General features: G+C 72.8%; 17 protein-coding genes. 8 read left to right on the forward strand and 9 right to left on the reverse strand.

Annotated features, from left to right (window positions below; translation table 11 throughout):
- Nucleotides 1–98 precede the first annotated feature (98 nt).
- The 7 genes from FJ694_RS13760 (at nucleotide 99) to FJ694_RS13790 (ending at nucleotide 11,721) form a co-directional block, all read left to right on the forward strand.
- A complete protein-coding gene (locus FJ694_RS13760; RefSeq protein WP_157267805.1) occupies nucleotides 99–719 on the forward strand; it encodes a DUF2760 domain-containing protein in 621 nt (206 codons plus the stop codon).
- Nucleotides 716–2,635, forward strand: a complete 1,920-nt coding sequence (locus FJ694_RS13765) for an Hsp70 family protein (RefSeq protein WP_157267806.1) — start codon at nucleotides 716–718, stop codon at nucleotides 2,633–2,635. The genes FJ694_RS13760 and FJ694_RS13765 overlap by 4 nt, the downstream gene beginning before the upstream one ends.
- Entirely contained in the window at nucleotides 2,632–5,415 is a 2,784-nt protein-coding gene (locus FJ694_RS13770; RefSeq protein ID WP_157267807.1) for an Hsp70 family protein, read from the forward strand. The genes FJ694_RS13765 and FJ694_RS13770 overlap by 4 nt, the downstream gene beginning before the upstream one ends.
- Before the next feature lie 196 nt (nucleotides 5,416–5,611).
- Nucleotides 5,612–6,949, forward strand: a complete 1,338-nt coding sequence (locus tag FJ694_RS13775) for a dicarboxylate/amino acid:cation symporter (protein WP_157267808.1) — start codon at nucleotides 5,612–5,614, stop codon at nucleotides 6,947–6,949.
- A 94-nt stretch (nucleotides 6,950–7,043) separates the two neighbouring features.
- Entirely contained in the window at nucleotides 7,044–8,885 is a 1,842-nt protein-coding gene (locus FJ694_RS13780; protein ID WP_157267809.1) for a sensor histidine kinase, read from the forward strand.
- A complete protein-coding gene (locus tag FJ694_RS13785) occupies nucleotides 8,885–10,330 on the forward strand; it encodes a sigma-54-dependent transcriptional regulator (protein WP_157267810.1) in 1,446 nt (481 codons plus the stop codon). Before FJ694_RS13780 ends, FJ694_RS13785 begins: the two co-directional genes overlap by 1 nt.
- Nucleotides 10,331–10,734: 404 nt before the next feature.
- Nucleotides 10,735–11,721, forward strand: a complete 987-nt coding sequence (locus FJ694_RS13790) for a lytic transglycosylase domain-containing protein (RefSeq protein WP_157267811.1) — start codon at nucleotides 10,735–10,737, stop codon at nucleotides 11,719–11,721.
- Nucleotides 11,722–11,814: 93 nt separating this feature from the next.
- On the opposite strand, the gene FJ694_RS13795 is transcribed toward FJ694_RS13790, so the two are convergent.
- Genes FJ694_RS13795 through FJ694_RS13805 form a run of 3 tightly spaced genes read right to left on the reverse strand, consistent with a single transcriptional unit; the run spans nucleotide 11,815 to nucleotide 13,661 of the window.
- Entirely contained in the window at nucleotides 11,815–12,216 is a 402-nt protein-coding gene (locus tag FJ694_RS13795) for a type II toxin-antitoxin system MqsA family antitoxin (protein ID WP_157267812.1), read from the reverse strand.
- 2 nt (nucleotides 12,217–12,218) lie between these two features.
- Nucleotides 12,219–12,515 carry a type II toxin-antitoxin system MqsR family toxin gene (locus FJ694_RS13800; RefSeq protein WP_157267813.1) on the reverse strand — a complete coding sequence of 99 codons (297 nt, stop codon included), beginning with the start codon at nucleotides 12,513–12,515 and terminating at the stop codon, nucleotides 12,219–12,221.
- A 54-nt stretch (nucleotides 12,516–12,569) separates the two neighbouring features.
- Nucleotides 12,570–13,661, reverse strand: a complete 1,092-nt coding sequence (locus FJ694_RS13805) for a hypothetical protein (RefSeq protein ID WP_157267814.1) — start codon at nucleotides 13,659–13,661, stop codon at nucleotides 12,570–12,572.
- A 68-nt stretch (nucleotides 13,662–13,729) separates the two neighbouring features.
- On the opposite strand from FJ694_RS13805, the gene FJ694_RS13810 reads away from it, so the two are divergent.
- Nucleotides 13,730–15,667 (forward strand): acyl CoA:acetate/3-ketoacid CoA transferase, encoded by a 1,938-nt coding sequence (locus FJ694_RS13810; protein ID WP_157267815.1) that lies wholly within the window; start codon nucleotides 13,730–13,732, stop codon nucleotides 15,665–15,667.
- A 396-nt stretch (nucleotides 15,668–16,063) separates the two neighbouring features.
- On the opposite strand, the gene FJ694_RS13815 is transcribed toward FJ694_RS13810, so the two are convergent.
- From FJ694_RS13815 to FJ694_RS13840, 6 genes are all read right to left on the reverse strand, one after another.
- Nucleotides 16,064–17,296 carry a YbfB/YjiJ family MFS transporter gene (locus FJ694_RS13815; RefSeq protein ID WP_157267816.1) on the reverse strand — a complete coding sequence of 411 codons (1,233 nt, stop codon included), beginning with the start codon at nucleotides 17,294–17,296 and terminating at the stop codon, nucleotides 16,064–16,066.
- A gap of 44 nt (nucleotides 17,297–17,340) precedes the next feature.
- On the reverse strand, nucleotides 17,341–17,874 hold the full coding sequence (locus FJ694_RS13820) for an STAS domain-containing protein (protein ID WP_157267817.1): 534 nt from the start codon (nucleotides 17,872–17,874) through the stop codon (nucleotides 17,341–17,343).
- Complete coding sequence (locus tag FJ694_RS13825; RefSeq protein ID WP_198320826.1) at nucleotides 17,867–19,033, reverse strand: SpoIIE family protein phosphatase; 1,167 nt, start codon at nucleotides 19,031–19,033, stop codon at nucleotides 17,867–17,869. The genes FJ694_RS13820 and FJ694_RS13825 overlap by 8 nt, the downstream gene beginning before the upstream one ends.
- Nucleotides 19,034–19,241: 208 nt before the next feature.
- Nucleotides 19,242–19,625, reverse strand: coding sequence for a response regulator (locus FJ694_RS13830; protein WP_157267819.1), 384 nt, complete (start codon nucleotides 19,623–19,625; stop codon nucleotides 19,242–19,244).
- A 1-nt stretch (nucleotide 19,626) separates the two neighbouring features.
- Entirely contained in the window at nucleotides 19,627–21,288 is a 1,662-nt protein-coding gene (locus FJ694_RS13835) for a PAS domain-containing sensor histidine kinase (protein WP_157267820.1), read from the reverse strand.
- A 241-nt stretch (nucleotides 21,289–21,529) separates the two neighbouring features.
- Entirely contained in the window at nucleotides 21,530–21,766 is a 237-nt protein-coding gene (locus FJ694_RS13840) for a hypothetical protein (protein WP_157267821.1), read from the reverse strand.
- Between the last annotated feature and the right edge of the window lie 240 nt (nucleotides 21,767–22,006).

Raw genomic sequence — 22,006 nt, forward strand, 5'->3', positions numbered from 1 at the left:
TCGCCGCCGCGGCAGGGCCCGCACGGGCCCGCAGTACCGCGTGCGACCAGCCGTCCTCCGGCCTTTCCCGATGCCGGACCACCACGGAGAACCCGCTGATGCCCACCCCCAGCCAGGAAGCCAAACCTTCTTTCCTGCGCCGCATTCCCATGGCCTTCGGGGCCTTCTTCAGCCTGCTGGGCAATGCCGACAAGGCCGCGCGCTACGAGCGGCTGGACGAGCCGCCCGCCCCCGTCGCCCCCCCGCCGCCGCCCGTGGCCGCCCCGAAGCCCGCACCGGCGCCCGTGCCCAAGCCGGCCCCGGCGCCCGCGCCGGTGGCGCCGGTCGTGCTGCGCGAGTCCGGCCCCGACGCCGCGCTGCAATTGCTGGCGCTGCTGCAGCGCGAGGGCCGCTTCATCGACTTCATGCAGGACGACATCAAGGGCTACGCCGACGCCGACATCGGCGCGGCCGTGCGCGTGGTGCACGAGGGCTGCCGCAAGGTGCTCAGGGAGCACTTCCGCATCGAGCCCGTGCGCGCCGAGTCCGAGGGCAGCCGCGTCACGCTACAGCCCGGCTTCGACGCCGCGAGCGTGAAGCTGACCGGCAACGTCGTCGGCCAGCCGCCCTTCACCGGCACGCTGAGCCACCGCGGCTGGCGCGCGGCGGAAGTGAAGCTGCCGAAACTGGCCGAGAAACATGACGCGCGCGTGCTGGCGCAGGCGGAGGTGGAGCTGTGAGCGACGAATCGAATTTCTCCCCTGACAGCGACACCGCGCCCGAGGCCGCCGGCCCGCGCTACGCCATCGGCATCGACCTGGGCACCACGCACTGCGCGCTGTCCTGGGTGGACGTGCAGGGCAGCGACGGCGAGAAGACGCTGCAGGGCTCGATGGACATCCCGCAGCTGACCGCGCCGGGCAGCGTCGAGGACCGCGCGCTGCTGCCCTCGTTCCTGTACCTGCCGCACGCCGAGGAGCTCGCCCCCGGCGACATGGCGCTGCCGTGGACGGCGGACCAGGACTTCATCGCCGGCGATCTCGCCCGCAGCCGCGGCGCCACCACGCCGATCCGCCAGGTCGCCAGCGCCAAGAGCTGGCTGGGCCACACCGGCGTGGACCGCCGCGCCGACATCCTGCCCGCCGGCGCCCCGGCCGAGGTCAGCAAGATCTCGCCGGTGACGGCCTCGATCCGCTACCTGGAGCACCTGCGCAACGCCTGGAACCACGCGCACCCCGAGGCGCCGCTGGAGCAGCAGAGCCTCACGGTCACGATTCCCGCCTCCTTCGACCCGGCCGCGCGCGAGCTCACGGCCGAGGCCGCCACCGCCACCTTCGGCGCGCACTTCACGCTGCTGGAGGAGCCGCAGGCCGCGCTCTACAGTTGGATCCAGGGCAGCGCCGGCTCGTGGCGCAAGCAGGTCAAGCCCGGCGACGTGATCCTGGTCGTGGACGTGGGCGGCGGCACCAGCGACTTCAGCCTGATCGCCGTGGTCGAGCGCGAGGGCAACCTGGAGCTGCACCGCGTCGCCGTGGGCGAGCACATCCTGCTCGGCGGCGACAACATGGACCTGGCGCTGGCGCACGTGGTGGCGCGCAAGCTGGCCGCGGCCGGCACCACGCTGGACCCGTGGCAGATGCGCTCGCTCACGCAGGGCTGCCGCGTCGCCAAGGAGGTGCTGCTGGCCGACGCGAACGCGCCGGCGCAGCCGATCGTGGTGCCCAGCCGCGGCTCGCGCCTGATCGGCGGCACGATCCGCACCGAGCTCACGCGCGAGGAAGTCGCCGCCACGCTGGTCGAGGGCTTCTTCCCGCAGGTCGGCGCCGACGCGCGGCCGGTCACGCGCACCCGCGCCGGCCTGACGCAGGTGGGCCTGCCCTACGCGCAGGACGCCGCCGTCACGCGCCACCTCGCCGCCTTCCTGGGCCGCCAGGCCGGCGCCACCGCCGAGCTCGAAGGTTTCAACCACGTGGCCCCCGAGGGCGCCACCTTCCTGCACCCGACCGCGCTGCTCTTCAACGGCGGCGTGTTCAAGTCGGCGCTGCTGGCGCAGCGCGTGCTCGACGTGCTCAACGGCTGGCTGGCGGGCGAAGGCGCGCCGGCGGCGCGGCTGCTCGAAGGCGCGGACCTGGACCGCGCCGTGGCCCAGGGCGCGGCCTACTACGGCTACGTGCGGCGCGGGCGCGGCGTGCGCATCCGCGGCGGCACGGCGCAGGCCTACTACGTGGCCATCGAGTCGGCCATGCCGGCCGTGCCGGGCATGGAGCCGCCCGTCTCCGCGCTGTGCCTGGCGCCCTTCGGCATGGAGGAAGGCACCGAGGCGGCCGTGCCGGAGATGGAATTCGGCCTGGTCGTGGGCGAGCCGGTGCACTTCCGCTTCTTCGGCTCCAGCGTGCGGCGCCAGGACCAGGTCGGCACGCTGCTGGACTTCTGGGCGCCCGACGAGCTGCATGAGCTGGAGGAGATCCAGGCCACGCTGCCGGCCGAGGGGCGCAGCGCCGGCGAGGTCGTGCCCGTGAGCCTGCAGGCGCGCGTCACCGAGACCGGCACGCTCGAAGTCATCGCCGTGCCGCGCGACGGCAGCGCGCGCTGGAAGGTGGAGTTCGACGTGCGCGGCGGCGGCTCCAGCGGCGAGGAGGCCGGCGCCGAGGCATGAGCAAGGGCGGCGCCGCGGCATCGACTCCCTGCCTGGTCGGCATCGACCTGGGCACCACGCACACCGTGGTGGCCTGGGCCGAGCCCGGCGCCACCGACATCGCGCTGTTCGAGGCCGACCAGCTGATCGCCCCCGGCGAGCTGGGCCGCCGGCCGCTGCTGCCCTCGCTGCGCTACCACCCGGCGCCGGGCGAGCTGGCGGCCGAGGCGCTGCAGCTGCCCTGGCATTCCGGGGAGCCCGCTGTCATCGGCGAGCTGGCGCGGCGCCTGGGCGCGCAGGTGCCCGGGCGGCTGGTGGCCAGCGCCAAGAGCTGGCTGTCGCATGCGGCGGTGGACCGCACCGCGCCGATCCTGCCCTGGGGCGCCGAGGCCGAGGTGCCGCGCGTGTCGCCGCTGCAGGCCAGCGCCAGCTACCTCGCCCACGTGCGCGCGGCCTGGAACGTGCGCTTCCCGAAACGGCCGCTGGAGTCCCAGGACATCGTGCTGACCGTGCCGGCCAGCTTCGACGACTCGGCGCGCCAGCTCACCGTGGAAGCCGCGCGCGAGGCCGGGCTGCCCAGGCTGCGGCTGCTGGAGGAGCCGCAGGCCGCGTTCCAGGACTGGGCCTTCAAGCACCGCGCCGACCTGGCCGCGGCGCTGGGCGGCGCGCGGCTGGTGCTGGTGTGCGACGTGGGCGGCGGCACCACCGACCTGAGCCTGATCCGCGTCGCCGACGGCGGCCGGAAGCTCGACCGCATCGCCGTCGGCCAGCACCTGATGCTCGGCGGCGACAACATCGACCTGGCGCTGGCGCACCTCGCGGAGCAGCGCCTCGGCGGCGAGCGGCTGTCCGCCGGGCGGCTGACACAGCTGGTCGAGCGCTGCCGCGTCGCCAAGGAGACGCTGCTGGCCGAGAACGCGCCGGACAGCGCCAACGTCACGCTGCTGGGCGGCGGCAGCCGGCTCATCGGCGGCTCGAAGACGGTGACGTTCAGCCGCGAGGAAGTGCGGGCGCTGGCGCTGGACGGCTTCTTCCCGCGCGTGGCGCCCACCGACCCGGTGAAGCGCAGCCGCGCCGCGCTGGTCGAATTCGGCCTGCCCTACGCCGCCGACAGCGCCGTGACGCGCCACGTCGCCGCCTTCCTGCGCCAGCACGCCGACGCGGCGCGCCAGGCACTGGGCAGCGACGACGCCTTCCCGGTGCCCGACGCGCTGCTGCTCAACGGCGGCGTGTTCAAGGCGCACGCCATCGCGCAGCGGCTGCTGGAGGTGCTCTCGGGCTGGCGCGGCGCGCCGGTGCGTCTCCTGGCCAATGCCGACCCCGACCTGGCGGTGGCGCGCGGCGCCGTCGCGCACGGCCTGGCGCGCCGGGGTGCGGCGCCGAAGCTCGGCGGAGGCTCGGCGCGCAACTACTGGCTGCTGCTCGACGAGCACCGCGCCGTGTGCGTGCTGCCGCGCGGCACCGAGCCCGGCGTGGAGCTGCCGCTGACCGAGCGCCGCTTCGCGCTGCGCGTGGGCCAGCCGGTGAACTTCACGCTGCTGTCCAGCGTCGGCGGCGCGCTGCCGGCGCCGGGCGCGCTGGTGGACCCGTCGGTGGGCGAGTTCACGACGCTGCCGCCGGTGTCCACGGTGATCGAAGCCTCGGACGCGCGGCGCGAGCTGCCGGTGGGCCTGTCGGCCTCGCTGACCGAGGTCGGCACGCTGGCGCTGCAGGCCACCGACGCCGCCGGGCAGCGCCACGCGCTGGAGATCCGGCTGCGCGGCCTGAAGGCGGCTGAAGGCGCGGACGCGGGGCTGCACCCGCGGCTGGCGGAAGCCGTCGAGCGCATCGACCGCGTCTTCGGCCCGCGCGCCCGGGACGTGACGCCGAAGGAAGTGCGCCAGCTGCGCGCCGCGCTGGAGGCGCTGCTGGGCGCGCGCGAGCGCTGGAGCCTGCCGCTGCTGCGCCGGCTCTTCGACGCGCTGCTGCAGCGCGCCCGCGCGCGCCGGCGCAGCGCCGACCACGAGCGGCTGTGGCTGAACCTGGCCGGCTGGTGCCTGCGCCCGGGCTTCGGCTTCGCCGCCGACGACTGGCGCGTGCAGCAGCTCTTCGGCCAGTTCGAGGCCGGCGTGCAGCACCGCGGCGACGCGCAGGTGGCCGCCGAGTGGTGGACGCTGTGGCGCCGCGTGGCCGGCGGGCTGGACGAGGCGGCGCAAGGGCGGCTGCTGCAGGACTTCGCCTTCAATTTGCAGGGCGAGGGCGAGCGCCCGGCCGGGCTGGTGCCCGGCGGGCGCGAGGACATGCTGCGGCTCGGGGCGGCGCTGGAGCGCATCCCGGCCGAGTACAAGGCCGAGATCGGCGACTGGCTGCTGGCCCAGCTGCCGGCGGCCGTGGCGGGTGCGTCCGGAAAACCGGCTTCAAGGGCCGGCAAGGGAAAGACGGCCGCCGTGAAAGGCGCCTCGCCCGCGGCGCTGGAGCTGTGGACGCTGGGCCGGCTGGGCGCGCGCGCCCCGCTCTACGGCAGCGCGCACGCGGCGGTGGCACCGGCGGTGGCGGCACGCTGGATCGAGGCGCTGCTGGCGCTGGACTGGCGCGCCGTGCCGGCCGCGGCGCAGGCGGTGGTGCACCTGGCGCGGCGCACGGGCGACCGCTCGCGCGACATCGATGAGTCCCTGCGTGAGCGGCTGCTGCAGCGGCTGCAGGAGGCTGGCGCGGCGGCGCAGGGCATCGACCTCGTGCGCGAGGTGCGTGCGCTGGACGAGGCGGCCGAGCAGCAGGCGTTTGGCGACGCGTTGCCGCCGGGGCTGCGGCTGCTGGGCTAGGCAAAGCCCCGTCCGGAATCCCGGACGGCCGCGCGTCCGCCGGTCCGGACCATCGGCCCGCAAGCCGTCCATGGCGACCTATATTCCCTTGTGAATCAATGAGTTAGGACAATGCCGCGTCCTGGCACCGGTATTGCGAAAGAAGCCTTGTCCGGCCACCCCGACCCTTCCCCACCGGCCGCCCGAGGAGACATTCATGGACGCAGTCCAGAAAAAGCCTTTCTACCGATCCCTGTACTTCCAAGTGCTGTCCGCCATCGCCATCGGCGTGCTGCTGGGCCATTTCTATCCGGAAACCGGCGCGGCGATGAAGCCGCTGGGCGACGGCTTCATCAAGCTCATCAAGATGATCATTGCCCCGATCATCTTCTGCACCGTGGTGGTGGGCATCGCCGGCATGGAAGACATGAAGAAGGTCGGCAAGACCGGCGGCATGGCGCTGCTGTACTTCGAGATCGTCTCCACCATCGCGCTGGTGGTGGGCCTGGTGGTCATCAACTTCGTCAAGCCGGGCGCCGGCATGAACGTGGACGTGAGCCAGCTCGACACCAAGGCGATCGCGGCCTACACCAAGCCGGGCCAGATGCAGAGCACCACCGACTTCCTGCTCAACGTCATCCCGAGCAGCGTGGTCGATGCCTTCGCCAAGGGCGAGATCCTGCAGGTGCTGCTGTTCTCGGTGCTGTTCGGCTTCGCGCTGCACAAGTTCGGCGGGCGCGGCACGCTGGTGTTCGACTACATCGAGAAGTTCTCGCACGTGCTGTTCACGATCGTGGGCTACATCATGAAGGTCGCCCCGATCGGCGCCTTCGGCGCCATGGCCTTCACCATCGGCAAGTACGGCGTGAGCTCGCTGGTGCAACTGGGCCAGCTGATGGCCACGTTCTACCTCACCTGCCTGCTGTTCATCTTCGTGATCCTGGGCGGCATCGCCCGCGCGCACGGCTTCTCGATCCTGAAGTTCATCAAGTACATCAAGGAAGAGCTGCTGATCGTGCTGGGCACCTCGTCGAGCGAGTCGGTGCTGCCGCGCATGATGGCCAAGCTGGAGAACCTGGGCGCGCGCAAGAGCGTGGTGGGCCTGGTGATCCCGACGGGCTACTCCTTCAACCTGGACGGCACCTCGATCTACCTGACCATGGCCGCGGTGTTCATCGCCCAGGCCACCAACACCGACATGACGCTGACGCAGCAGCTCACGCTGCTGGCGGTGCTGCTGCTGACCTCCAAGGGCGCCGCGGGCGTGACGGGCAGCGGCTTCATCGTGCTGGCGGCCACGCTGTCCGCGGTGGGCAACGTGCCGGTGGCGGGCCTGGCGCTGATCCTGGGCATCGACCGCTTCATGTCCGAGGCGCGCGCGCTCACGAACCTGATCGGCAACGGCGTGGCCACGGTGGTGGTCGCGAAGTGGACCGGTGACCTCGACAGCGCCCACATGAAGCGCGTGCTCGACGGCGAGACCGTGGCCGAGGCCGAGGCGCCCGAAGCCGTGCTCGACGCGCAGGAAGTGCACATGCCCGTGCCGGCGCGCTGATCCTCCTTCAACGCGTAAGCTGCGCGCCGCCGCGGCCGGCTCCCGCAAGCCGGTTGCGCGGCGCGCAACGTCTTTTGCAGCAGCAGCATCCGCAGTGAAACCCCGCACCCTCCTGGCCTGGAGCGGCGCCTGCCTGGCGCTGGTGGCCGCCTGCGCCTGGAGCGGGCACCGCCTGGCCTGGCGCAACGGCCTGGCCAGCCTGCAGGACCAGGCGCAGCACCGGCTCGACCTGGTGACCACCGCGCTGGACGCGCAGCTGGCGCGCTTCGACTACCTGCCCTCGCTGCTGGAGACCACGCCGCAGGTGCTGCAGCTGCTGCGCGCGCCGGGCGACGAAGGGCTGCGCCACGAGGTCAACGCCACGCTGCGCGGCATCAACGCCACGGCCGGCGCCGACATGCTCTACGTGCTCGGCCGCGACGGCCGGGTGCTGGCCGCGGGCGACGCCGGCCAGACCGGCACGCCGCTGGGGCTCGACCTGTCCTTCCGCCCCTACGTGCGCGACGCGCTGGCGCAGCAGCGCGGGCGCTTCTTCGGCGTGGGCGTCTCCAGCGGGCGGCCGGGCTACTACCTGTCCTTCGCGCTGGCGCCGAAGCCCGCCTTCGAGGCGCCGCCGCCGGCGCCGCTGGGCGTGGCCACGGTCAAGGTCAGCCTGGAGGCCAGCGAGCAGGCCTGGCGCAAGCTGCCCGGCGAGGTGCTGGCGATCGACGAGCACGGCGTGGTGATCCTGGGCACGCGCGAGCACTGGAAGTACCGCCCCCTGCAGCCGCTGCCCGAAGCCGAGCTGCGCGAGGCCGAGCGCACCCGCAGCTACGGCGGAGCCCCCCTCAAGCCCCTGGACTGGCGCGTGCGCGAAGCGCTGCCCGACGCCGGCGGCACGCTGCTGGCGCTCGAAGGCGGGCGCTGGCTGGCCAGCGAGCGCGCGCTGCAGCGCACGCCCTGGCGCCTGGTGGTGCTCGACGACCTGGCGCCGCTGCAGGCCGAGGCCCGGCGCATGGCCGTCACCGGCGCGCTGGCCGGGCTGCTGCTGCCGCTGCTGGGCTTCGCCTGGCTGCAGCGCCGCCGCGTGCTGGCGCAGCAGCGCGCCAGCCGCCTGGCGCTGCAGATGGCCTACGACAGCCTGGAAGCGCGCGTGGTGGAGCGCACCGCCGAGCTGCGCGCGGCGCAGAACGAGCTGGTTCATGCCGGCAAGATGGCGCTGCTTGGACGCATGTCCGCGGGCATGGTCCATGAGCTCAACCAGCCGCTGGCGGCGATGCGCACACTCGCCGACAACGCCTGCGTGCTGCTGCAGCACGGCCGCAATGCCGACGTCGAGGGCAACCTGCAGCGCATCGCCAAGCTGGTGGACCGGCTCGGCGCCCTGACCCAGCGCTTGAAGAGCTTCGCCCACAAGTCGCAGCAGCCGGCCGGTCCGGTGGCGCTGCAGCCGGTGGTGGGCAATGCGCAGTTCCTGCTGTCGCGCCGGCTGCGCGAGGCGGGCGTGGAGTTCGAGTCCGACATCGCCCCGCCGGGCCTGAAGGTGCTGGCCGACGAGGCGCGCACGGAGCAGGTGCTGGTCAACCTGATGGCCAATGCCATCGACGCCATGGAGGGCGCCGACGCCGCGCGCCGCCTGGTGGTGCGCGCGCGCATCGACGGCGCGTGCGCGCGCATCGAGGTCGAGGACAGCGGCCCGGGCATCCGCGAGGACATCCTGCCGCGCCTGTTCGAGCCCTTCGTCACCAGCAAGCCCGCCGGGCGCGGCCTGGGACTGGGGCTGATGATCTCCGCCCACATCGCGCGCGAGTCCGGCGGCACGCTGGCGGCCGGGAACCGGGCCGAGGGCGGGGCGCGCTTCGTGTTCACCCTGCCGCTGGCGCCCGCCGCCGGTTCCCCGCCGCTGCCCGCCGACACGCCGGCCGCGGCGGGCTCGCCCTCCGAGACCCATTCCTGATGCCCGCCACCACCGACGCCCTGCCCGCCGCTGCCGACACCCCCATCCGCGTCCTGCTGGTCGAGGACGACGAGGACGTGCGCCTGGGTAGCGCGCAGGCGCTGATGCTGGCGGGCTTCGACGTGATCGAGGCCGGCAGTGTCGAGGAGGCGCGCGCGCACGTGCAGCCCGGCGCGGCGCTGGTGGTGCTGTGCGACGTGCGGCTGCCGGGCTCGAGCGGGCTGCAGTGGCTGCCCGAATTGCAGGCCGCCGACGCGCAGCTGCCGGTGATCCTGGTCACCGGCCACGGCGACATCGCCATGGCGGTGCGCGCCATGCGCGAGGGCGCCTGGGATTTCATCGCCAAGCCCTGCAGCGCCGACACGCTGGTGGCCGCGGTGCGCCGCGCCGCCGACAAGCGCCGGCTGAGCCTGCAGGTGGAGCAGCTGCGCGCGCAGCTGGAGGGCCGCCGCGGCGTGGAGGCCACGCTCATCGGCGGCTCGGTGCTGATGGAGCGCGTGCGCGCCAAGGTCGCGGCGCTGGCCGCCACCTCGGCCGACGTGGTGATCTACGGCGAGACCGGCACCGGCAAGGAGCTCGTCGCGCGCTGCCTGCACGAGCAGGGCCCCCGCCGCAAGGGCAACTTCGTGGCGCTCAACTGCGGCGGGCTGCCCGAGAACCTGGCCGAGACCGAGCTGTTCGGCCACGAGGCCGGCGCCTTCACCGGCGCCAGCAAGGTGCGCATCGGGAAGCTGGAGCACGCCAAGGGCGGCACGCTCTTTCTGGATGAAATTGAAAGCATGCCCATGGGGCTGCAAGTAAAGCTGTTGCGGGCGCTGCAGGAGCGCAGCATCGAGCGGCTGGGCTCGAACCAGCCGCGGCCCATCGACTGCCGCGTGGTGGCCGCCGCCAAGGAGGACCTGCAGCGCGCCAGCGAGCGCGGCACCTTCCGCGCCGACCTGTACTACCGCATCGGCGTGGCCTTCGTGGAGCTGCCGCCGCTGCGCGCGCGGCGCGAGGACATCCCGCTGCTGTTCGAGCATTTCACGCTGCAGGCCGCCAGCCGCTACCAGCGCGCCGCGCCCCTGGTCACGCCGGCGCAGCTGGCGGCGCTGATGGCGCATCCCTGGCCCGGCAACGTGCGCGAGCTGCGCAACGTGGCCGACCGCTTCGTGCTGGGCCTGCTCGACGACAGCCTGCTGCCCGGCGGCGGTGGCGGCGTGGCGCCCCCGCCGGCCGGCCTGGCCGCGCCGCCGGGCGTGGCCGCCGTGCCGCAGCCCTCGGCGGCGCGGGCGCTGCCGGAGCAGGTGGAGGACTTCGAGCGCGCCGTGATCACGCAGGCGCTGCGCGCGCACGCCGGCGAGGTGGCGGCCGCGGCGCGCGCGCTGGGCGTGCCGAAGCAGACGCTGCACGACAAGCTCAAGCGCCTCAACGTCTCGGCGGCGGCGTTCCGCGGCGACGCCTGAAGCGCCCGGACGGGCGGCGCACGTCCGAGCGCGCCGCTGCGGCATCCCCTGACTGAGGGGCCGCGTCGGGCCGGGCATGGCAATATTTCACGTTGACCGCCACGGTGCGGCCGCCTATGGGCTCCCCCCGACGAGGGAGCCGCCGCGCAGGCAGGAGCCGGTGGAGCCTTCCTTCACCGACCGGCCTTGTCGCGGCCGCGGCGCCGCGGCAATCGTTCGCTCCAGGGGTTGTCCGGGACTGCGGGGATGCCGAACCTGCCTTCCTCGCCCCGCGCGTGACGTCATGGAGCGCTCACAACGAAACACGCTGCCCCGTCAATCGCCCCAAATCCCGATTTCCATCCCGCTGCAGCCCGACCCGCCGGTCGCCCTTCGACCCTTCAAAGCCTGAGGAGCCGACGCCCATGAGCCTTCTTCCGCCGACACGCCGTGCCGCCGCCGCCGCCGTCCTGCTGCTGTCGGGAGCTGCGGCGCTGGCCGCCGGCCCGCAGCCCTCGCAGGAGGATCCGGGTGCGCGGGCGCAGATGGCGCTGATGCTGCGTGCCGACGCCGAGCGCTACGAGAAGGGCGACGGGGTGCCGCGCGACGAGGCCTTTGCCGCGGCGATGTACTGCCGCGCCGCTCGCGCCGGGGATGCCGAGTCGCAGTTCCGCCTGGGCTGGGCCTATGCCAATGCCCGTGGCGTGCCGCGCAACGACGGCTGGGCCGCCTACATGTTCAAGCTGGCGGCCGACCAGGGCATTCCGCAGGGCGCCACGAACCTGAAGCTGATGGGGGGCGCCACGCCCGAGCAGCCCGACTGCATGATCCCGCCCGCGCCGCCGCCTTCTGTGATCACCATGGTCAACGGGCGCACGGCGCAGGGCCTGGTGGCCGACCCGGCGCAGCGCGTGCGGCTGCTGAACACGGCGCCGAAGCACGTGGTGGCGCTGGTCAACAAGCTCGCGCCCAAGTACGACATCCAGCCCGAGCTGGCGCTGGCGATCATCCGGGCCGAGTCCAACTTCGACGCCGGCGCCGTGTCGCCGAAGAACGCGCAGGGGCTGATGCAGCTGATCCCGGCCACGGCCGAGCGCTTCAACGTGCGCGACCCCTTCAACGCGGAGCAGAACATCCGCGGCGGGCTGGCCTACCTGCGCTGGCTGCTGGCGTATTTCGAGGGCGACCTGCAGCTCGTGGCCGCCGCCTACAACGCCGGCGAGGGCACGGTGGACCGCTACAAGGGCGTGCCGCCGTTCGAGGAGACGCGCAACTACGTCACCAAGGTGCTCGAATCCGTGGGGCTGACGCAGCACCACTTCGACCCCAGGGCGGCGCGGCCTTCGGTGCAGCTGGCGGCGATCCGCAAGCCGCGGGTGGAGGCGGTGGCGCACCGGCGCGGGCGGGAGTAGCGAGGCGCCCGGATCAGCCCAGACGTGCCTTCAGGACCGCAACGGGCGGCGTCTGGAAGGCCGGCCGGTCGCGGGCTCCCAGTGATTTCCCGTCTACGCCGCCCGCACTTCGGCCAACAGGTCGGGATGCCTGTCCAGCACCTTCAGCAACTTCACCAGCGCCAGCGGCGGCTTGGTCTTGCCGGTTTCGTAACGCGAAAAGGCATTGACGCCGCCACCGAAGATTTCCGCAGCCTCACGCTGGTCCAGCTGCAGCTTTCTGCGCACGCGCACGATGAACTCCGGGTCCACGCTGGATGCGTTGACCTGTTTGTTGAAGGCCAGCATCAGGTCCATGGTGCGCCGCGACTCGGCCGCATCGAGGATGGACTCGCCGCAGGCCGTGCAGAACTCGCCCGTCACCTGCGGCAGCACCGTTGACTCGCCCTTGTACGCATAGGGCAGATCGCGGGTGTCATGCACCAGCGCCGCTTGTCCGCAATTCGGGCACTGCATGGTCATAACTCCTTGAAAGAGACGATGAGCACGTCGTCGATGACGGTGAACTTCAGGTACACCGCGCCGACGGACGTCACAGGGCGGTAGACGTCCTGCCACACATGGTGGTCGGTGTGGGTCGTCATGCTCTTGTAGAAATCGGCACGCTGCAGTGTCAACACCACAGCCAGCATGCCGTCGAAGTCCAGACCCAGCGCCACGGCGCCTTCACGTGCTGAGCGTGTCGTGCGGACCTTGCCGGCTTGGACCAGCGCCTTCACCACCGAGAGCTTGCAGTGCGGCGTGCTCTTTTCCATCAAGCAACTTTAACCTAGTAGGTTAAATTGCTGAATTGTTTGGCGTGGGATCCTTTACGGATTCCCCCCCACCCGCTGCGGCTCGACCTGGAACAGCTCCGGCGTGCCCGGCAGCACGCGCACCTTGACCCAGTGCACCCGCGGGCTGCCGTAGCCCTGCACGCGCGTGACGTTGGCCAGCTTGGGCTCCGGCGAGCTGTCGCGGTACCAGGGCTGGTCCATGAAGAACTCGTGGTCGTCGCCGTGCAGCAGTAGCACCGGGTGGCCGTAGGCCAGCGCGCGCTGGCGCAGCTTGTCGAGCACGGCGTCGAAGCCCTTGCGCGCCGGGCTGCCCGGGGCGGCCTCGATGCGCGGATTGGCCTGCATCGCCACCACCACGCCCGGCGCGCCGCGGCGCTGCGCGGTGTCGAAGAGCCGGTCCAGCCAGGCCAGGTTGGCGGCCTGCCGGGCCTCGAACTCGGCCTGGCGCTCGGGGTTGGTGGCCGTCACGTCGTCCTTCGGGTCCACGCCGCGCCAGGGCGCCGTGTCGTTCTGGCTGCCCACCACGTGCAGCGTGGCGAAAAGCACGCCCTGGCGCTCGAACATCGCGTTCTCGACGAAAGTGGCATGCGCGGGCATCTCGCGACCCTGCGACTGCAGCGCCATGGGCCGCTGGCCCAGGCTGCGTCCGGGCTCGGCGAAGAACAACTTGCGCAGCAGCGCCAGCCGCTCGGTGGGCACGTAGCTGCCGTTGCTCGGCCGGTGGCAGTCGGTCCACTCGTTGTCGCCGGGGGTGTAGACCACCGGCGGCGCGAAGCGCTGCACCTGCCGCAACCGCTCGCGGTAGATGCCCTCGTCGCAGCGCTCGGCGCCGCCCTTGACGTCGCCCACGTGCAGCACCACGCCGACCTCGGCGTCGGCATTGACGGCGTCGATGAGCCGGTCCACCGCCGCCACCTCGCGCGGGCTGTAGGGCATGTCGCCCATGAGCGCGAAGGCGAAGCCGCCGGGCACGCCGGGTGGCGCGCGGTGCAGCGGCGCGGCGTCGGGCTGCGCGCAGCCGCCCAGCACGGCCGCCAGGGCCAGCACCCAGCCGCCCAGGCGGGCGCGGCGCGGCGCGGCGCCGGCTTGGAAACAGGGAGCAACGGGAACGCGGTCGAACTTCATGCGGGCCTATGGGGCAGGAAACGGGCCGCGTATGCTGCCAGCGCCCAACCCGCTTTCCGTCCCGGGAGATGCCGATGCAACACAGGGAAACGACCTTCCGCAGCGCCGACAAGGTGGTGTCCGCCGAGGAGGCGGTGCAGCTCATCCCCGATGGCGCCACGGTGGCCACCGGCGGCTTCGTGGGCATCGGCTTCGCCGAGAACCTCGCCGTCGCGCTGGAGCAGCGTTTCACGAGCACCGGAACGCCCAGGGACCTGACCCTGGTCTATGCCGCTGGACAGGGCGACGGCGCCAAGCGGGGCCTGAACCACCTGGCCCATGAAGGCCTGCTGAAGCGCGTCGTCGGCGGGCACTGGGGGCTGGTGCCGGGGCTGCAGCGGCTGGCGGTGGAAGGCCGCATCGAGGCCTGGAACCTGCCGCAGGGCGTGATCTCGCAACTGTTCCGCGACATCGCCGCGGGCAAGCCGGGGCAGCTCTCGCGCGTAGGGCTGGGCACCTTCGTCGATCCGCGCCACGGCGGCGGGCGCGTCAACGAGCGCAGCACGGAGGAACTCGTCAGGCTGCTGGACCTCGATGGCGAGGAGGTGCTCCTCTACAAGACCTTCCCCATCGACGTGGCGCTGCTGCGCGGCACCACGGCCGACCTCGACGGCAACGTCACCATGGAGCGCGAGGCGCTGACGCTGGAGGCGCTGTCCATCGCCATGGCCGCGCGCAACAGCGGGGGGCTCGTGATCGTGCAGGTCGAGCGCCTGGCCGAGCGCGGCTCGCTGCATCCGCGTCACGTGAAGATTCCCGGCGTGCTGGTGGACTGCGTGGTGGTGGCGGAACAGCCCGAGTACCACATGCAGACCTTTGCCGAGCCCTACAACCCGGCCTATGCCGGCGAGGTGCGCCAGCCCGCGCAGCGCGTGGCGCCGCATGCCGACACGGGCAGCAGCACGCTCGACGCGCGGCGCATCATCGCCCGCCGCGCCGCGCTGGAGCTGCGCCCCGGCGCGGTGGTGAACCTGGGCATCGGCATGCCCGAAGGCGTGGCGGCGGTGGCGGCGCAGGAGCGCGTGATCGACCTCATCACGCTCACGGCCGAGCCCGGCGTGGTGGGCGGCATCCCGGCCGCGGGCCTGAGCTTCGGCGCGGCGGTGAACGCGCATGCCGTGATCGACCAGCCCTACCAGTTCGACTTCTACGACGGCGGCGGCCTGGACATCGCCTTCCTGGGCCTGGCGCAGGCCGATGCGCAGGGCAACCTCAACGTCAGCCGCTTCGGCCGGCGGCTGGCGGGCGCGGGCGGCTTCATCAACATCAGCCAGAACGCGCGCAAGGTGGTGTTCGTCGGCAACTTCTGCGCCGGCGACGGCAGCGTGCCGAAGTTCCTGCGCGAGGTCGAGCAGCGCACCTATGCCGGGCGCGAGGCCCTCAAGCGCGGCCAGGAGGCGCTGTACGTGACCGAGCGCTGCGTGTTCCGGCTGCACGAGGCCGGGCTGCAACTGGTGGAGATCGCGCCGGGCGTGGACCTGGAGCGCGACATCCTGGCGCGCATGGAATTCACGCCCGTCATCGAGGGCGCGCCGCGGCTGATGGAAGCCTGCATCTTCTCGCCCGCGCCGATGAAGCTGCGCGAGCGGCTGCTGGCGCGCCCGCTGGCCGAGCGGCTGCACCTGGACGAGTCGGGGGAAAGTTTCTTCGTCAACTTCGAGCGCCTGACGGTGCACAGCAGCGAGGACATCGAGGCCGTCGAGCGCGCGCTGGTGCAGCGCCTGGAGCCGCTGGGTCGCAAGCTGCGCGCGGTGGTGAACTACGACCACTTCCAGATCGACGCCGCGCTGGAAGACGACTGGGCGGCGATGGTCGAGCGCACCGCCGGGCGTTTCTATTCGAAGGTCACGCGCTACGGCAGCGCCGGCTTTGCAAGGGCGCGGCTGGCGCAGGCCCTGGCGGCGCGGGGGATCGATCCGCAGGTGTATGCGACGGAGGCGGAGGCGCAGGCGCATTTGAAGGGGTGAGCCAGGCGCTTGGCGGTAGGCCATCGGCACGGGCGCCTGCAACTTGCCTCGTCATTCCCGTGAAGGCGTGCTGCTGTCCGGGAAAAGCGGGGAACGACCGGCAGCCCGACAGCACGGGCATCCCGCTTACTGTTTCGTCATTCCGGCGAAAGCCGGAATCCACGAACGCTGCAATGTCTCGCTGGCCAATGCCAGCATGTGCCCGCGTCAGCCATTCCACCGTAGCGGCGCGCGTGGATTCCGGCTTCCGCCGGAATGACGGATCGGGGTGCGCAGCGTCACGGCTGACGGGATGCCATGGAGTGAGCCTTCCCCGGACAGCAGTGCGCGAAGGCGAGGATGACGAAGTAGAGGGTGAGCCGTATCAGCCTGCGGGCGGCAGGCGACGGCAGCTCATCAATCCTTTGCCGCCTCCAGCCCCCGCTGCCCCAGCGCCAGCACCGCCCCCAGCGCCAGCGCCGCGGCCGAGCAGATGAAGCCCAGCGGCAGCCCGCCGGGCCCGTCGGCGAGCCAGCCCACCAGGGTCGGGCCGGCGATCTGGCCGGCGGCGAAGACAATGGTGAAGGCGGCAATCCCGGCCGGCCACTGCGCCGGCGCCAGGTTGCGCCGCACCAGCGCCGTGGTCGAGGCCACCACCGACAGGAACACCGCGCCGAACAGCGCCCCGGAGCCGAACACCGCCAGCGGATGCGTGCTCCACACCGGCAGCAGCGTCGCCAGCGCCAGCAGCGCGTTGAGCAGCGCCAGCGCCCCGCCCGCCTTCGCCCGCTGCAGCAGCCCCGCCCACAGCCACGACGACGCCACCACCCCCGCGCCCAGCAGCACGTAGAACCCGGTGCGCCAGCCCGGCGCCACGCCCTGCTCGCGCAGCAGCGCGATGATGAAACTCATGTAGCCGATGTAGCCCAGGCCGAACATCAGGTAGCCGGCCAGCGCGAAGGCCAGCGGTGCCCAGCGCAGCCGCGCGAGCGCGGCGCTGCCGGCGGCCGGCGCGCCGGGCGGGTTGCGCAGGCCGCGCGTGGCGGCGGCCGTGAGCAGCGTGGCCGCCAGCGCCGCCGCGCCCAGCAGCAGCCAAGCCCGCGGCCACTGCGGCGCATCGATCACGGCCAGCGGCACCAGCAGCGCCGAGGCCATGATCCCGAGCCCTGTGCCGCCGTAGTACAGCCCCAGCAGCAGCCCGGCCTGCCCGGCGCGCGCCGCCAGCCGCGCCGCCAGCAGCCCGCCGGAGACGAAGCTCGCGGCGCTGGCCACGCCGGTGAGCAGCCGCAGCAGCGCCAGCAGCGCGTCGTGGCGCGCCGCGCCGTGCAGCGCCAACAGCAGCGCCGCCGCGAAGCCGCCGCCCAGCAGCAGCGCGCGGGCATCGAAGCGCGCCAGCGCCCGCGGCGCCAGCAGCGCGCCGACAAGGTAGCCCGCGGCATTGGCGGTGTTCATGGCGCCGCCGGTGAACCAGCTCCAGCCCAGGTCCGCCGCCATCGGCGGCAGCAGCAGCGCGTAGGAGAAGCGCGAGAGGCCCAGCGATACCGCCGCGGCCAGCGCCAGGCCCAGCGCGGCGCGCAGCGCGCCGGCGGGCTCGTCCTTGAGGGGGGTAGCGGCGGCGGGGTCTGGCGGAGGCGGCAGCGGGCGGCTCATGCGCCGATTGTGGTGGCCGGGGCGGCGTCGGCCGCGGCCTGGTTTCAGCCCGCTTTCGCGCCCGGCTCGCGCAGCGCCTGCTCCGCTTCCAGCGCCGCCACCACGTCGGCGAACTGCTCGCGGTTGCGCTCGTTGAGCGCCATGAGCGCGCGGTGCGCGTCCAGCACGGTGGCGCCCAGCGCGGCGTCGTCGGCGTCGCCCAGGCCGCCGACGCTCTCGCCCTCCACCCCCGGCGGCGGCGCGCCGTCGGGGCCGACCAGGCTGAACTCCTCGTCGAAGCCCATGCTCAGCAGCACCTCGGTGATGTCGGGCCGGCCGGTGACGAGCGTGGGCCGCGGCGCGCCGGCCCTGCGCAGCTTCGTGGTCAGCCGCGCCAGCAGCCCCAGGTGCGTGCTGTCGATGGCCTCGGTGTCGCGCAGGTCGATGACGAAGCCCGCCGGCGCCTGCGCGCCCGGCGCGAAGAGCTTTTGCAGGTACGCGTCCAGCGCCGGCGCCAGCGGGTAGCGCACCTCGCCGAGCAGGCGCAGCACGTGGATGCCGTCGGCGCCGCGGGCGTGCAGGATCTGGCCTTCAGCCATGGTGGTCGATCTCCAGCAATGCGATGTCGTCGATGCGCTGGACATGCTCGGGGATGCCCAGGCGCCGCATGAAGTCCTCGATGTCGCCGCCGGCGTCGCCCACCTGCGGCAGCAGCGCCTCGGCGCGCTGCGTGGCCTGCGCCGGCAGCAGCTCCAGCACGCCGTCGGACACCAGCAGCAGCCGGCACTTGCGCGGCAGGTCCACGCAGTAGTCGCGGTAGCGCGCGTTCTCGAACAGCCCGATCGGCCGCCCCGGATGGGCCAGGAAGCGCGGCTCGGCGCCGTCGTGCAGGATCGGGTAGGGAAAGTGCCCGGCGTTGCACCAGCACAGCGTGTCCTCGCGCCGGTCGATCACGCCGTAGAGCATGGTGGCGTGCTTGTCGAGCTCCTCGGCGCAGAAGTCGCGGTTGAGCTGCGCCAGCGCCAGCGCCGGCTGCAGGATGGTCGGGTCGCGCTCGCGGGCATGGGCGCGCAGGTAGCGCCCCACCAGCGTCTTGAGGATCACCGCCACGAAGGCCGAGGCCGCGCCGTGGCCGGCCACGTCGGCCAGGTAGAAGCCGATGCGGTGCTCGTCGAGCGGGAAGTAGTCGATGAAGTCGCCCGAGAGGTAGGCCGAGGGCAGCAGCCGCCGCGTGAAGCGGTAGTTGCCGAAGGCCAGCCCGTCGGGCGGCAGCAGCCGCTGCTGCAGCATGCGCGCGGCCTCCTCGTCCTCCTGCAGCTGGCGCACGGTGTGCGCGAGCTGCCGGTTCATGGCCTCCAGCCGGGCCTGGTAGTCGCGGTTCTGGCGGATCAGCCCGGCGCGGTCGAGCGCGTGCGCGATGGCGCCGTCGAGCACGGCGAAGTCGGCGATGGGCTTGGTGATGTAGTCCCAGGCGCCGACCTTCAGCGCGCGCACCGCCTCGCCCACCAGCGCCATGCCGGAGATGACGATCACGGGCGTGTCGGGCGCGCGCGCGCGCAGCGCCGCCACCACCTCCAGCCCGTTCATGTCGGGCAGGCCCAGGTCGCACAGCACCAGGTCGGGCGCCTCGCGCTCGAACGCCTCCAGCCCGCCGCGGCCGTCGCCGGCCTGCAGCACCTCGTGGCCGCTGTCCTCCAGGTACGCGACGATGCTCAGCCGCACGGCGCGGTCGTCGTCGATGCTCAGGATGCGTGTCATGCGCGGGTGTGCTGCAAATGGAGGCCTGGGGAACCCGGGAGGGTCAGAGCCCGGCAGTCTGATCCCGGTTCCTTCCCGATCAGGAAACGAAGCGTTCCGCACCGCGGCAACTGCAGTGGCTGCAGCACGGCAAAGGCCGTTCATCCTTCGACGCGCCGCAGGCGCGCCCTGTGCTGAGGTATCGAAGCATCAGGACGAACGGAATGGGTCACGGCGCGCCGGCCGCCAGCCGCCGCACCGTGGCCGCCAGCGGCGTCATGTCGCGCAGCGGCTTGTTGAGCAGCGGGATCTCGCCGAGTTCGGCCAGCTCGTCGGGCAGCGTGTACTCCGCGGAGCCGGTGTGCATGGCGAATCGCAGCGCCGGACACAGCGCCGCCAGCCGCGCCACGGTGGTGGCGCCGTCGATGCCGGGCAGGCGCACGTCCATGATGCAGACGTCGAAGCAGCCGCCCGCGCCCACGCGCTCCAGCGCCTCCTCGCCGGAGTTGACGATGGTGACCTCCATGCCGTCGTCTTCCAGGAAGGCCTGCACGCACAGCGCGATCACGGGCTCGTCGTCCACCACCAGCACGCGCGGCGTTTCTGCACTCATCTCACACGCTCCCGCCCTGGCGCAGCGGCAGCCGGACCGTGAAGCAGCTGCCCTCGCCCGGCGTGGACTCCAGCGTGAGGCTGCCCTTGTGGTGGTCGGCGACGATGAAGTACGACACCGACAGCCCCAGCCCCGTGCCCACGCCCACCGGCTTGGTCGTGTAGAACGGCTCGAAGATGCGCCGCTGCGCCGCCGGCGCGATGCCCGGGCCGTTGTCCTCGACGTCGATGCGCACCGCCTCGCCCTCGCGCGCGGCGCGCAGCGTCAGCACCGAGGGACGGCGCCCGCCCTCGGCCATGGCCTGCGCGGCGTTCTTGATCAGGTTGAGCAGCACCTGCTCGATCTCCGTGCGCGCGCAGGGCACCGGCGGCAGGCCGCTCTCGTAGCGGCGCACCACCTCGACCTGCTTGAAGTCGTAGCGCTTCTTGAGGTCGTAGTCGCTGGCCACGAGCCGCACCACGGCGTCGAGCATGTCGGCCACGCCTTCGGGCGCGAAGCTCTCGTCGGCGCGGCGGCTGAAGGCCAGCATGTCGGCCACGATGCGCCCGGCGCGCTCGCCGGCCTCCTGGATCGCCTCGATGAAGCCGACCAGCCCGCGCGCCTCCAGGTAGCGCTGCAGCGCGTCCAGGTCCAGCCCCGCCGCCTCGGCGGCGCGGCGGTTCACCGCCAGCTCGGTGCCCAGGCGGCGGCGCAGGTTCTGGCAGCTCTGCAGGATCACGCCCAGCGGGTTGTTGATCTCGTGCGCCATGCCCGCGGCCAGGCCGCCCACGGACATCATCTTCTCGGTCTGCACCATCATCTGCTCGATGCGCACGCGCTCGGTGACGTCGTCCACGCGGATCACGGCGCCCTCCGCGCCGTCGCCGGCCAGCGGGTAGGCCATGACGTCGGCCCAGCGCGTCTCGCCCTCGCGCTCGAACACCTGGCGCTCGGCACGCACGGGCACCTGGCCCGCGATGGCGCGGCGCACGTTGTCCATCTGCGCCGCGTGCTCGGGCAGCACCTGCGCGAACAGCCGCCCCACCGCCTGCGCCGCGGCCACGCCGGTGGCACGCTCGGCCGAGGCGTTCCACTGCGTGACGCGGCCCTCGCCGTCCACGCCCACGAGCACCGAGGGCATGGAGTCGATGATGTTCTTCAGGTACGAGCGCATGCGCTGCAGCTCGTGGCGGTTGTGGCGGTCGGCGGTGGCGTCGTGCATGGCGCCGACCATGCGCAGCGGCCGGCCCGCCGCGTCGCGGATGACGTAGCCGCGGTCGTCCACGTGGGCCCAGCCGCCGTCGGCGCGCTGGAAGCGGTAGGTGTCGCACCAGCCGCTGCCGCCGCCATCGATCACGGCATGGATGCCCGTGGCGACGCGGTCGCGGTCCTCGGGGTGGATGTGCTCGATCCACCAGCCGGCGTCGGCCCCCAGCGCCTCGGGCGCGTAGCCGAACAGCGCGGTGACGGCCTGGTTCCAGCGCAGCGCGTCAGTGGCAAGGTCCCAGTCCCAGACCGCGTCCATCGTGGCGCGCGCCAGCGCATGGAAGGCGTCATGCAGCGGCGCGGCAGCGCGTGCCGCGCCGGGCGCGCCGGCGGCCGCGGGGGAATGTGGGAAACCCGGCGCGACGGCTGCGCCCGCCGGCTCGTCTGGGTCTGAGTCTTGAATTGGCAGCAGTGTCATCGGAGTGCGGGGATTCTTCCCCCGCCCCGGGACCGTGCCAAACCGACCCGGGAATGCAACCGGTGCCAGTCCGGTTTCCAGTTGTCAGCCGGCCGCCCCTGGGCTATCGGGCACCGGGCTGCAGGGGCGCGCGGCTCGGGGCCAGGCCGTCCTCGTCCGCTCCGGGCTGCTCAAAGAACCCGCAGCCCCGCTGGGCCGCAGGCGCTTGGAGCAGCCCGGCGCGAACGCGTTGCGCGGGCGCTCAATGCAGCGTCACCGGCGCGACGGTCGGGCGCGCGAACTCGCGGCCGATGACGGTACGGGCGTAGAAGTAGTCGAGCCGGGTGCGTGCATCCAGCGCGTCGATGTCCACGTGGCCGGCGGCGTCGCAGGGAAAGGCAAAGACGCGGTCCTGGTCGAGCAGCGAGCTGTAGCGCAGCTCGTAGCCGTCGGCGGCGGCCTGGGCGGGTTCCGGGCGGTTCAGGTTCGAGGCGTTCATGGTGCTCTCCTGGCAGGCGGTGGATCGATGTGCCCCTGGGTTGCGCCATCGGCCGCCGTTGTTCAGGCCTGGAGAGCTTCGCGCCGCGGCTCGCGGGGGTGCGCGTGAAGAAGGTCACGCGGGGCGCCGAACGTCATCCAGGTTGAGGAGGCACCCAGGTCGCCGCCCCTGCGGAAAGGCGAATGCCCGCTGGCGCGGGCATTCACGTTCAACGGCGGGCAGCGGGCACGTCAGCGCAAT

This window comes from Azohydromonas aeria, from assembly GCF_009760915.1.
Taxonomy (GTDB): Bacteria; Pseudomonadota; Gammaproteobacteria; order Burkholderiales; family Burkholderiaceae_C; genus Azohydromonas; species Azohydromonas aeria.